11 protein-coding genes, 20 tRNA genes and 2 rRNA genes (1 of these 33 cut by a window edge) are annotated in these 11,048 nt (G+C 40.9%); 1 reads left to right on the top strand and 32 read right to left on the bottom strand.

The window, feature by feature from the left end; all coding sequences use genetic code 11:
* Nucleotides 1-25: 25 nt before the first annotated feature.
* The 10 genes from QRE67_RS04075 to QRE67_RS04035 all read right to left on the bottom strand — a co-directional run bounded on the left by QRE67_RS04075 (nt 26) and on the right by QRE67_RS04035 (nt 5,927).
* The gene (locus QRE67_RS04075; RefSeq protein WP_286123649.1) at nt 26-445 is read right to left on the bottom strand and encodes a CBS domain-containing protein; all 420 of its coding nucleotides are present in this window, start codon (nt 443-445) and stop codon (nt 26-28) included.
* 630 nt (nt 446-1,075) lie between these two features.
* Nucleotides 1,076-1,258, bottom strand: a complete 183-nt coding sequence (locus QRE67_RS04070) for a hypothetical protein (RefSeq protein ID WP_286123648.1) — start codon at nt 1,256-1,258, stop codon at nt 1,076-1,078.
* Nucleotides 1,259-1,341: 83 nt separating this feature from the next.
* Nucleotides 1,342-1,431, bottom strand: coding sequence for a thioesterase domain-containing protein (locus QRE67_RS28570; protein ID WP_353507065.1), 90 nt, complete (start codon nt 1,429-1,431; stop codon nt 1,342-1,344).
* 21 nt (nt 1,432-1,452) lie between these two features.
* A complete protein-coding gene (locus QRE67_RS04065; RefSeq protein ID WP_286123647.1) occupies nt 1,453-1,644 on the bottom strand; it encodes a hypothetical protein in 192 nt (63 codons plus the stop codon).
* A 22-nt stretch (nt 1,645-1,666) separates the two neighbouring features.
* Nucleotides 1,667-1,888 (bottom strand): hypothetical protein, encoded by a 222-nt coding sequence (locus QRE67_RS04060; protein WP_286123646.1) that lies wholly within the window; start codon nt 1,886-1,888, stop codon nt 1,667-1,669.
* Between the two features lie 20 nt (nt 1,889-1,908).
* Nucleotides 1,909-2,652, bottom strand: coding sequence for a DUF4097 family beta strand repeat-containing protein (locus QRE67_RS04055; protein WP_286123645.1), 744 nt, complete (start codon nt 2,650-2,652; stop codon nt 1,909-1,911).
* A 207-nt stretch (nt 2,653-2,859) separates the two neighbouring features.
* On the bottom strand, nt 2,860-3,564 hold the full coding sequence (locus QRE67_RS04050) for a hypothetical protein (protein ID WP_286123644.1): 705 nt from the start codon (nt 3,562-3,564) through the stop codon (nt 2,860-2,862).
* 18 nt (nt 3,565-3,582) lie between these two features.
* Nucleotides 3,583-4,164 carry a TetR/AcrR family transcriptional regulator gene (locus QRE67_RS04045; protein ID WP_286123643.1) on the bottom strand — a complete coding sequence of 194 codons (582 nt, stop codon included), beginning with the start codon at nt 4,162-4,164 and terminating at the stop codon, nt 3,583-3,585.
* Nucleotides 4,165-4,300: 136 nt separating this feature from the next.
* Nucleotides 4,301-5,014, bottom strand: a complete 714-nt coding sequence (locus tag QRE67_RS04040) for an ABC transporter ATP-binding protein (protein WP_286123642.1) — start codon at nt 5,012-5,014, stop codon at nt 4,301-4,303.
* 205 nt (nt 5,015-5,219) lie between these two features.
* Entirely contained in the window at nt 5,220-5,927 is a 708-nt protein-coding gene (locus tag QRE67_RS04035; RefSeq protein ID WP_286123641.1) for a 4'-phosphopantetheinyl transferase family protein, read from the bottom strand.
* 860 nt (nt 5,928-6,787) lie between these two features.
* On the opposite strand from QRE67_RS04035, the gene QRE67_RS04030 reads away from it, so the two are divergent.
* The gene (locus tag QRE67_RS04030; protein WP_286123640.1) at nt 6,788-6,967 is read left to right on the top strand and encodes an Arm DNA-binding domain-containing protein; all 180 of its coding nucleotides are present in this window, start codon (nt 6,788-6,790) and stop codon (nt 6,965-6,967) included.
* 216 nt (nt 6,968-7,183) lie between these two features.
* Here QRE67_RS04030 and QRE67_RS04025 read toward each other — a convergent pair.
* The 22 genes from QRE67_RS04025 to QRE67_RS03920 form a co-directional block, all read right to left on the bottom strand.
* Nucleotides 7,184-7,255, bottom strand: a tRNA-Glu gene (locus QRE67_RS04025).
* Nucleotide 7,256: 1 nt separating this feature from the next.
* Nucleotides 7,257-7,331, bottom strand: a tRNA-Asn gene (locus QRE67_RS04020).
* A gap of 3 nt (nt 7,332-7,334) precedes the next feature.
* Nucleotides 7,335-7,411: transfer RNA gene (locus tag QRE67_RS04015), tRNA-Ile, on the bottom strand.
* A gap of 12 nt (nt 7,412-7,423) precedes the next feature.
* Nucleotides 7,424-7,494: transfer RNA gene (locus tag QRE67_RS04010), tRNA-Trp, on the bottom strand.
* Nucleotides 7,495-7,497: 3 nt separating this feature from the next.
* Nucleotides 7,498-7,573, bottom strand: a tRNA-Thr gene (locus tag QRE67_RS04005).
* Nucleotides 7,574-7,588: 15 nt separating this feature from the next.
* Nucleotides 7,589-7,664, bottom strand: a tRNA-Phe gene (locus QRE67_RS04000).
* A 6-nt stretch (nt 7,665-7,670) separates the two neighbouring features.
* A tRNA-Asp gene (locus QRE67_RS03995) sits at nt 7,671-7,746 on the bottom strand.
* A 2-nt stretch (nt 7,747-7,748) separates the two neighbouring features.
* Nucleotides 7,749-7,825: transfer RNA gene (locus QRE67_RS03990), tRNA-Met, on the bottom strand.
* 26 nt (nt 7,826-7,851) lie between these two features.
* Nucleotides 7,852-7,944: transfer RNA gene (locus tag QRE67_RS03985), tRNA-Ser, on the bottom strand.
* A gap of 95 nt (nt 7,945-8,039) precedes the next feature.
* Nucleotides 8,040-8,132: transfer RNA gene (locus QRE67_RS03980), tRNA-Ser, on the bottom strand.
* Between the two features lie 15 nt (nt 8,133-8,147).
* A tRNA-Ala gene (locus QRE67_RS03975) sits at nt 8,148-8,220 on the bottom strand.
* A 12-nt stretch (nt 8,221-8,232) separates the two neighbouring features.
* Nucleotides 8,233-8,306 (bottom strand) — tRNA-Pro (locus QRE67_RS03970).
* 9 nt (nt 8,307-8,315) lie between these two features.
* Nucleotides 8,316-8,389, bottom strand: a tRNA-Arg gene (locus QRE67_RS03965).
* A 3-nt stretch (nt 8,390-8,392) separates the two neighbouring features.
* Nucleotides 8,393-8,481, bottom strand: a tRNA-Leu gene (locus QRE67_RS03960).
* Between the two features lie 16 nt (nt 8,482-8,497).
* Nucleotides 8,498-8,572: transfer RNA gene (locus QRE67_RS03955), tRNA-Gly, on the bottom strand.
* A gap of 29 nt (nt 8,573-8,601) precedes the next feature.
* A tRNA-Leu gene (locus QRE67_RS03950) sits at nt 8,602-8,682 on the bottom strand.
* Nucleotides 8,683-8,694: 12 nt separating this feature from the next.
* Nucleotides 8,695-8,770: transfer RNA gene (locus QRE67_RS03945), tRNA-Lys, on the bottom strand.
* Between the two features lie 5 nt (nt 8,771-8,775).
* A tRNA-Gln gene (locus QRE67_RS03940) sits at nt 8,776-8,850 on the bottom strand.
* A gap of 20 nt (nt 8,851-8,870) precedes the next feature.
* Nucleotides 8,871-8,954 (bottom strand) — tRNA-Tyr (locus QRE67_RS03935).
* Between the two features lie 9 nt (nt 8,955-8,963).
* A tRNA-Val gene (locus QRE67_RS03930) sits at nt 8,964-9,039 on the bottom strand.
* A gap of 5 nt (nt 9,040-9,044) precedes the next feature.
* A 5S ribosomal RNA gene (gene rrf, locus QRE67_RS03925) occupies nt 9,045-9,160 on the bottom strand.
* 99 nt (nt 9,161-9,259) lie between these two features.
* A 23S ribosomal RNA gene (locus QRE67_RS03920) occupies nt 9,260-11,048 on the bottom strand (it continues 1,133 nt past the right edge of the window).

The following is an 11,048-nucleotide window of genomic DNA, read 5'->3' as shown; positions in this document are numbered from 1 at the left end:
TTGAAAAAGTGTTAAGACTCACTCTTTATTCTGTATGCTCTGATATCTCACTTAAAGCAAATCCTGCTTGATCATCCGCTTGTTCTGTTACTGCTAAATCACCTAGTGCTAACATTCCAATGAGTTGCCCGTTTTCTACTACTGGTAGTCTTCTTACTTGATATCGTGCCATTAACTCTGTTGCCTTTTCAATGGGATCGTTAGGGGATATTGAAACTATATCCGTGGTCATCACATTTGTAATTTTATTAGAGCCCGGATGTTTCTCCGCAATTCCACGTACAACTAAATCACGATCTGTAACAAGACCAACTACTTGATTGTTCTCTACAACTGGAATCATACCAATTGCTTCTTCTTTCATTTTCACAGCCGCTTCATATACATTATCTAACGGTGTACATTGTACAATATCGGTACTCATAAATTCTCTTACTGTTGTCATGTGATTCTATTCCCTCCTTTTTATACATACTATAGCTTTTCCAAATTCCCTTTATTTATTTCACATGGTATGTTAAGAAAGAATTGAACTCTTACATGATTTTTCTCTCAAGAAAAAAGAGCCAGCAAATTGCTGACTCTTTCATTATGGGCTGTACGGGACTCATTAAATCCTTTCCCAACAACTTCCTTTATAAAGAGAATTTCAATAACGAAAACTATGTAGATAGCGTAAGTTAAGGTTTTGATACCATTAATGTAAAAAGAAGGAAGATTAGAAAAAGCACGTATAAGGACTTGCACGGAATCTGAAAAAAGGATACCAACTTCCAACTTGAAAAAATCCATTAAGCGCCTTTTTCAAGTTGGCATTTAACAGCTTCTTAATCATAGGCTTTCATTCAGACGAACACTTCAATCTGACTTTTTTGTAAAATGCCTTAAAGTATCGCTTCAAAAGCGTTCTTACTTTCTATAAAATAGAAATGATTCCCTTGCAATTGTAGTATCTGACACGGAAAACGAGTATAACATGCCCAACTTTCCATACTTTCAGCACTTACTACATCTTCTGTTCCGCACAACAAGTGAATTGGAATATTTAACAGTACTCCAACAGAAGTCCCCTTCTTCAAACAACTCGTAAGATTGTTAAGGAGGGGTCATTCACAGGTACTACTTTCTCCCTTGTTCGCACACCTAATGTTTGATAAGAGTGCAAGGCTCTTAAATCTGCAAACAAGATTTCCTTAACCCATTCGCATAATTCTTCATGTTCCAACACTTCTGCAGGAGTACCACCTAATTTTCGCAACAAACCGTCCACTTCATCTTTATTTCTTTGATAAGAAACACGATGCTCTAAATCGTATGTTGGAGAAGATTTAGAAGAAATAACTAAACCTTCAATGGAAAATTGTTTTTTTCTAAGCGCTTAGCAATCTCATAAGCGATCACACCGCCCATGCTATGACCAAAAAAGAAAATACGCTTTCCTTCTAGTTTCTCTCACTGATTTTTTATCATTTGTTCCACATCGTCTAATAATTGCTTCATATCTGTACAAAGTGCTTCATGGACCCGACTACCGTGACCCGGATAATCAATGCCTAACACTGAAAAGTTAGCTGACAATAAATCACGATAATGGTTGCCATTCCCTGCGGCGTGAGGAAAACACACCCATACAGCTTCTGTCATTTCCTTACATACCTCCTTGATTTCAATATAGTAATTGCATTAAGTTATTCAATAGCGACAAAACGCCTACGATCAGTAAACCTAATCCAATATTTCTTCTAATTTTGGTACTGTTTCGACGATTGATAAGCATCACAAACAGACCAATTAAAATACAAACACCACCAAATCCTATAAAAATCATATTTCCTAAATGTCTAGTCGATTCATCAATATGAGGCATAAATGATTGTAATGAAGACATAATAAAACTCCTATTCTTTATTAATTTTTTTCGAACAAAATATTGCCCGCTACTGTATTTGCATATATTTGACAAGCTTCAGAGCTGGCTGTCTTAATGCTTGTTGCAGGCGTGCGCCCAGAAACACTTTTAAAATGAATATCGTAGTTGGTAAGTTGACTATCTATACCTAAAACAATATCTCCGGTTACAGATTTTACATACATTTTATGGTAGAGATTCATCGCATCAATTACCACTTTTCCAGCGGTGGTTTTTATTTTAAACCGATCATTATCAAACTCTTGAGAAAGAGGCACTTTTACTTGAATGTTTCCTGTAGTCGACGTTACAGTTAGTTGATTTGCATCCACTTCAAGCAAAGAAATATTGCCAGTTGTAGATTTAACAACACATTCATTAAAATGTGCCTGCTGTTGTGTCACAAAAATTTGTCCTGTTGCAGTAGCTATATTGATATTTTCACGGTAATATTTAGGAATACGGATTTTCAGTACAAGGCCATCAAAAAAGTTGAATGGCACAAATAGATTTTTACGTTTCAACTGCACATGTAATGTCTGTCCTACAATACTAGATTTATAGGTAAATGATTTTTCTCTGTCTTTATTGGATAAATAATATCCGACATAAATATCTTCCCTATCTTCTGTTTGAATGTCTAACAAACCTCTCTCCAAGTAAATGTCTATATTTTTTAACGTGGTAGAAATATAACGTCTTTCCAACATTAATTGCATGTTCTCTAGTATTGCTTTTTTCACTTGGCCCTCATTCCCTTCTTTCTTTGCCTTCAAATATTCCTTGAGCGGTACTCAAGAAATGATTGTATATGAAATAGTAGATATGATTTTTACTGGTTTACTTGCTCCCATCGTATTGGCACAAGAGATTGTCATCTAATTTGTGTGGAACTCATTTTATATGCCTTACCCAAAATCCAACACCTCTTTATATTTTAATCATTCCCCCTAAACCAATTCTTCTCTCGCAATCTTTTTGAGGGCGTATCCGCCTGAAATCAAACCTATCCCCCCTAGGACTAGTGCAACTGCAACTTTAGAAATCATCCCCCCAGGACCGGCCGCTGCGGAAGTGACCACACATAATATCAAAATAGAAGTCACCACAGTTCCAACTGTTGAACGATACATAATTCCCACACACAAGGAAATCAGCCCTAATAACAAACTCGCAATTGTTGTTACAAAAATAGCTGGCAACATGCTTACATTCATTTGATAACCCATTGATGGTACAAACAAACCAAGAACATAGAATGCACTATTTTGAAAAACCTCAGACAACAGCATATATCCAAACATCATGCTTAAAATAATAAGCAATTTAGCCAAAATAATTTTAGTGATCTTAACAGGATACGTATAAAACATAAGTGCAGTTTTGGTTTTGAACTCTGCAACAATCATCTCAGCAAGCAAAACGGCTTCCCATACAATGAAGACAGCTTTTATTAAAGTATCAATAATTGTCATTGTTTCTAGCTGGACTGCAGGAAGTGCTGCCCCATTCTGGGAAACCATTTCAATTTGATTTGGTACTAATATTTTTAAAGTAACGCTTAAAAAAAGAATCAATAAATTACATAAGAGCAAAACTAAGAATTGGTTTTTTAGATTAATTTTTTGCAGCTCAATTGCAACGAGATTTTTCACATATTCCCTCCAAATTTATTATTCAAATAATTCATCAATAACACTATGAAGCAATAATTCAAAGACTTCATAATGGTCGTAGCCTAAGGAATCCTTGCTCCCTAAAATTGCTAACAAAGCTGATAAAGTTCCAATTACCTTTTGTTCTGATACTTTTAAGACCAAATGACTTTTTTCGATGGCATCTCTTAATATAAACATGGTGTAATCTGGATTGTGATTTTCCAAACGCTCTTTAGGCAGTTTATTCAGAAGGACAACAAACTCCGGACTAGTTAAATTTCTCACCCAGTTTCCTTTCCCATATTCTTGATACATTTTTTTGAACCCATTCATGAACCCTTCTTTTGTAGGATTGCGGGTAATTTCATCATTCATGTAACGAATCAACCGTTCTTGCATCTGATCCATGACATCACAGAATAACTGTTCTTTTGTTTGATAGAAAATGTAGAATGCTCCTTTTGAAATGCCTACTTTTGCGCATAACAAGTCAATGTTCGTTCTCTTGTAACCGTACTCAACCCAGCTTTTTTCGCATTCTTTTAGTAGATTCTCCTTAATTTTCACTTTTTCTTCTGTTGTAAATCCTCTAGCCATATTTTTCTCCACTCTTTCCTATTTAAATTGCATTTACTTATATGTATTTATGACTATAAAAATTTTTGAAGTCATAAGTTCATTGTATTACAAAAAAAAATAATAGTTAAGTGGATAGTAAATATTCTTTGAAAATTTATGCATGCAACATTGTTAGAAAATAATCCTCTAAATCAACACCGCTTTCACGAAGTGCACTCATTGTAAATTCTTTCATGACTTTCCCTTGATCCAAAATAGCAATATGGGTTGCCAATCTGTCCAATTCTGAAATGATGTGACTAGAGATTAAAATTGTCGTTTGATATTTCTGGTTGATATCCTGCAATAAATTTCGCATATCTACGATTCCTTTAGGATCTAGTCCATTAATCGGCTCATCTAAAACGAGGATTTTAGGTTTTGTCACTAGTGCGCGTGCAATACCTAAGCGCTGTTTCATTCCTAGAGAAAAAGTATGAACAGCATGATTTCCCTTACCCTCAAGCCCTACAAGAACCATCGTTTCCTGAATGTTTTGAATAAACATCGGGTGAACATACTGACAATGTATCATTAGATTCTGCTCTGCTGTTAGATGGTCGTAAAAAATAGGTGTTTCAATTAAACAGCCAACTTCGCTCAACACAGGGTGATTTCTCCTGTCGATTGGTTGCCCTAAAATTGTAATGTCTCCACTAGATGCCTTTAGCATGTTCAAAATAACTTTCATAAGCGTTGTTTTTCCAGCTCCATTTGCACCCAAAATACCATAAATTGCTCCTTTTGGAATCTCCAGAGAAACGTCATCTAGAATCACATGGTTATCTATTTTTTTGACCAAATGCTTAATGTCAATACCATCATTCATTCGCATCAACTCCTTTCGGAATAGATAAAATTTTCCATTTAATACAACTATTATAATATACAGGATTTTAGAAGTCTATCTTTTTTATAGATAGACTTCTTTTCATAATTCCGTTAGTAGTTGCTCAATAGTCATAGGAACCACTATTTGAGTTATCGATACTTAGTCAACTGTAATTATAGCCAATTTGAGGATGATCCTAAGGCTATTTTATCTGCATCTGTTCACTTGTTAAGACTGAAAAATCCTTAGATAACGTCATTATGTCTACCGGAAATTTGAAATCATTTGTACTAATACTACACCAGTGTTCAGAATCAATTTGAAATGAATATACTTGAATCGTATTACTGTGTACAGTTGCACTTTCAATTGATTGTGGTTGAGCGGAAGAGTGAAGCGGAACTATAAATTCATCTAGCGGGTGACTTAATCCCCTACCAATACATTTCAAAAAGCTTTCTTTCGCTGTCCATATACGATAAAATGCATGTTGCGCTTCTTCTCCCACTAATCCTTTTAAATACCGTTGTTCTGCTATGCTAAAGAATGTCGCAACCTCCCAAATATCGATCGGTTCCATCTTTTCAACATCAACACCAATTGACTCATTTGTTGATAAGGCAATCACAACCCATTTACCAGCATGAGAAAGATTAAATGAAATAGGACTTTTTTGTACTATCTTTTTACCATATGCATTAGTCGTAAAATGTACGTGTTCTATATTTTGCTGAGTATATCGTGCAATTAAGTGCTTCGCTACATAATTACCGAGTAGAGTTCGCTTTTTGTCCTCGGGCATTTGAAAACGAGACACTTGCAACTGCGTCTCCTGTTCTAAAAAAGGCAACAACCTCATTAAAGTGGCAAGGTCATAATTGTTGATATCCATTTTTACAATTAAAATCATAAAATATGCCTCCATTCATTTTTCTCTCTCTGCCTTTTTAGCAAAATATGAATTGTGCGTCATTTTTAAATCAAAATATGATGATCAAAATTCTTACAAATCCCGAATTTTCATTGCAATTTACGACTATATCAATTTTATCTCGTAAAAGCCCGATTGGTGAGGGCTAATAATCAGTGGGGATGAAGAAAGCCCCCACTGATTAAAGTTTCACTTTATCTAAACAATCTACTTAATCATCCTTTTGATTCGCTCATCACTAACCGCTAACAATCCCTCAAGCTTTTCTTGTTCAGTCCGCAAATTCTGTTCCATAAATCTAGTTAATTTTTATCGTGTTAATTTGTTGTTGTTTAACTTTTCAAGTTGTTTGTTTAGACTATAACGCAGTGAAACTATTGGTGAAAGCTTGGGATGATGATGGATATTATGTATTATCATTACTCATTCAAGAAGCGGAATTGAATTTTTATCAACAGCATCTACTGGAAGAAATAATTCATCATTATGAGCAGTTATATAAATACAAATTTAAAAAACGACATAAACCCCTTCTTTTTAGGTGGGAGAGAGCATCCGGCCATGCATAGAAGCGGTCAGATCCTTTTCCTGCCCAGACATAGTGAAAACAAAGAGAGAAGACGAGTGCAGGTCACCTTTTGTTATCCATAGCCGCAGCTTATATGTCGAAAAATCAAAATGGATTTATATAGTTAGAACAAATGAAGAATGTGTTGACGCAAAAAGAGAGCACAACCATTAGAATTAAAATTTCTAAGATTGGTACTCCTCCCTCACAAGTAGAGTATACCATATTTTAGAAAATCCCGAAAAGCGCAAGTCACGGAAGGAGAAAAATCATGGCATGTTTTAAAGAGAATAAAAATAAAAAAGGTGAAACACGTTGGTTATTCAAAATATTGGTAAGAATTGATCCTGAAACAAGAAAATACAAATATACTACACGCAGAGAATTTACTTCAAAAGGAGATGCTGAACTGATAATTGCAAGAAGTAAAAGGAGGAAAATACGTATCTGAAAGTAAGAAAAATTTTAGTACGGTTATGAAAGAATGCTTCAGACAGTATGAACGATCTGAAACGACAAGAAGAATTTATCTACATGTCACAAAAGAATGGAATAAAGAAGCAATTGATTGATTGATAAATTGGTTGAAATTCTAGAATTTGGGTCAAAACAAAAAAAGCCGTCAGAAGCGTTGTTAAATCAACATTTCTGACGACTATAAAGTCTATGACCCGTACGGGATTCGAACCCGTGTTACCGCCGTGAAAGGGCGGTGTCTTAACCGCTTGACCAACGGGCCATGGCTCCGCAGGTAGGACTCGAACCTACGACCGATCGGTTAACAGCCGATAGCTCTACCACTGAGCTACTGCGGAATATGGTGGGCCTAAATGGACTCGAACCATCGACCTCACGCTTATCAGGCGTGCGCTCTAACCAGCTGAGCTATAGGCCCTTAACTTTAATACAGGGGCAGTAGGAATTGAACCCACACTGGAGGTTTTGGAGACCTCAGTTCTACCTTTAAACTATGCCCCTAAGTGGTGCCGGCTAGAGGACTTGAACCCCCAACCTACTGATTACAAGTCAGTTGCTCTACCAATTGAGCTAAGCCGGCATGTTTATGTATAAATGGTGGCTCGGGACGGAATCGAACCGCCGACACGAGGATTTTCAGTCCTCTGCTCTACCGACTGAGCTACCGAGCCAAAAAATGGCGGTCCCGACCGGGGTCGAACCGGCGATCTCCTGCGTGACAGGCAGGCATGTTAACCACTACACCACGGGACCATTGGTTGCGGGGACAGGATTTGAACCTGCGACCTTCGGGTTATGAGCCCGACGAGCTACCAGACTGCTCCACCCCGCGACGATACAATATTCTTTTATAAAAAATGGAGGAGGAAGAGGGATTCGAACCCCCGCACGGCTCTCACCGCCTGTCGGTTTTCAAGACCGATCCCTTCAGCCAGACTTGGGTATTCCTCCGTGAAATTGAATCTAATAAATTCAATTTATTACTTTCGAGTTATAATCCCGATGAGTGAGTTGCTCTTGATAACAAAAAAAACCTTTAAAATAAATGGAGGAGGTAGAGGGATTCGAACCCCCGCGCGACTCTCGCCGCCTGTCGGTTTTCAAGACCGATCCCTTCAGCCGGACTTGGGTATACCTCCATATTCATATTAAAGTGGAGCCTAGCGGGATCGAACCGCTGACCTCCTGCGTGCAAGGCAGGCGCTCTCCCAGCTGAGCTAAGGCCCCATGTTAAAACTATCGGGAAGACAGGATTCGAACCTGCGACCCCCTGGTCCCAAACCAGGTGCTCTACCAAGCTGAGCCACTTCCCGTTAATAAAGCGCGCCCGAGAGGACTCGAACCCCTAACCTTTTGATCCGTAGTCAAACGCTCTATCCAATTGAGCTACGGGCGCATATGGTGCCGAGGGCGGGGGTCGAACCCGCACGGTGGTCACCCACCGCAGGATTTTAAGTCCTGTGCGTCTGCCTGTTCCGCCACCCCGGCATGTCATACTGAAAATTGGAGCGGAAGACGGGATTCGAACCCGCGACCCCAACCTTGGCAAGGTTGTATTCTACCACTGAACTACTTCCGCAAGACATGTATGAGTTATTAGATTAAAAGTGCGGGTGAAGGGAGTCGAACCCCCACGCCAAAGGCGCCAGATCCTAAGTCTGGTGCGTCTGCCAATTCCGCCACACCCGCAAAATTTTAAAATGGTGAGCCATGAAGGATTCGAACCTTCGACCCTCTGATTAAAAGTCAGATGCTCTACCAACTGAGCTAATGGCTCTTAAATGGCTGGGCTAGCTGGATTCGAACCAGCGCATGACGGAGTCAAAGTCCGTTGCCTTACCGCTTGGCTATAGCCCATTAATTAAGAAATTATAAAATGGTGGAGGGGGGCAGATTCGAACTGCCGAACCCGAAGGAGCGGATTTACAGTCCGCCGCGTTTAGCCACTTCGCTACCCCTCCGACATAATATGGTGGAGGATGACGGGCTCGAACCGCCGACCCCCTGCTTGTAAGGCAGGTGCTCTCCCAGCTGAGCTAATCCTCCACTTTGCCTGGCAACGTCCTACTCTCACAGGGACAAGGTCCCAACTACCATCGGCGCTAGAGAGCTTAACTTCCGTGTTCGGTATGGGAACGGGTGTGACCTCTCTGCCATCATTACCAGACTATTTTTTTGAGACAAACACTATTATACCTGATTGAAATAAAAAGTCAACAAGTTTTTTTATGTTCTCTCAAAACTAGATAACATTGCTTCATATTATATGGTTAAGTCCTCGATCTATTAGTATTCGTCAGCTCCACATGTCACCATGCTTCCACCTCGAACCTATCAACCTGATCATCTTTCAGGGATCTTACTAGCTTACGCTATGGGAAATCTCATCTTGAGGGGGGCTTCATGCTTAGATGCTTTCAGCACTTATCCCTTCCGCACATAGCTACCCAGCTATGCCCTTGGCAGAACAACTGGTACACCAGCGGTGCGTCCATCCCGGTCCTCTCGTACTAAGGACAGCTCCTCTCAAATTTCCTGCGCCCACGACGGATAGGGACCGAACTGTCTCACGACGTTCTGAACCCAGCTCGCGTACCGCTTTAATGGGCGAACAGCCCAACCCTTGGGACCGACTACAGCCCCAGGATGCGATGAGCCGACATCGAGGTGCCAAACCTCCCCGTCGATGTGGACTCTTGGGGGAGATAAGCCTGTTATCCCCGGGGTAGCTTTTATCCGTTGAGCGATGGCCCTTCCATGCGGAACCACCGGATCACTAAGCCCGACTTTCGTCCCTGCTCGACTTGTAGGTCTCGCAGTCAAGCTCCCTTATGCCTTTGCACTCTACGAATGATTTCCAACCATTCTGAGGGAACCTTTGGGCGCCTCCGTTACACTTTAGGAGGCGACCGCCCCAGTCAAACTGCCCACCTGACACTGTCTCCCGGGTCGATGAGACCCGTAGGTTAGAATTTCAATACAGTCAGGGCGGTATCCCACCAGCGCCTCCACCGAAGCTAGCGCTCCGGTTTCAATGGCTCCCGCCTATCCTGTACAAACTGTACCAAAATTCAATATCAGGCTACAGTAAAGCTCCACGGGGTCTTTCCGTCCTGTCGCGGGTAACCTGCATCTTCACAGGTACTATAATTTCACCGAGTCTCTGGTTGAGACAGTGCCCAAATCGTTACACCTTTCGTGCGGGTCGGAACTTACCCGACAAGGAATTTCGCTACCTTAGGACCGTTATAGTTACGGCCGCCGTTTACTGGGGCTTCAGTTCAGAGCTTCGCTTGCGCTAACCCCTCTCCTTAACCTTCCAGCACCGGGCAGGTGTCAGCCCCTATACTTCGCCTTACGGCTTCGCAGAGACCTGTGTTTTTGCTAAACAGTCGCTTGGGCCTATTCACTGCGGCTTTCCGTTAAGAAAGCACCCCTTCTCCCGAAGTTACGGGGTCATTTTGCCGAGTTCCTTAACCAGAGTTCTCTCGCACACCTTAGGATTCTCTCCTCGCCTACCTGTGTCGGTTTGCGGTACAGGCACCTTTTATCTCGCTAGAAGCTTTTCTTGGCAGCGGGGAATCAAAGACTTCGCTCCATAAGGAGCTTCCCCATCACAGCTCAGCCTTCACGATAAGCGGATTTGCCTACTTATCAGCCTAACTGCTTGGACGTGCACAACCAATCGCACGCTTCTTCTATCCTTCTGCGTCCCTCCATTGCTCAAACGATAAAGAGGTGGTACAGGAATATCAACCTGTTGTCCATCGCCTACGCCTGTCGGCCTCGGCTTAGGTCCTGACTAACCCTGAGCGGACGAGCCTTCCTCAGGAAACCTTAGGCATTCGGTGGACGGGATTCTCACCCGTCTTTCGCTACTCATACCGGCATTCTCACTTCTAAGCGCTCCACCAGTCCTTACGGTCTGACTTCACTGCCCTTAGAACGCTCCCCTACCACTGATACCATAGGTATCAATCCGCAGCTTCGGTGGTGTATTTAGCCCCGGTACATTTTCGGCGCAGAGTCACTCGACTAGTGAGCTATTACGCACT

The sequence above is a fragment of the Bacillus sp. DX3.1 genome (genome assembly GCF_030292155.1).
Taxonomy (GTDB): Bacteria; Bacillota; Bacilli; order Bacillales; family Bacillaceae_G; genus Bacillus_A.
The sequence above is the reverse complement of the archived record's forward strand: the minus strand, read 5'-3'. Positions and strand labels throughout refer to the sequence as shown.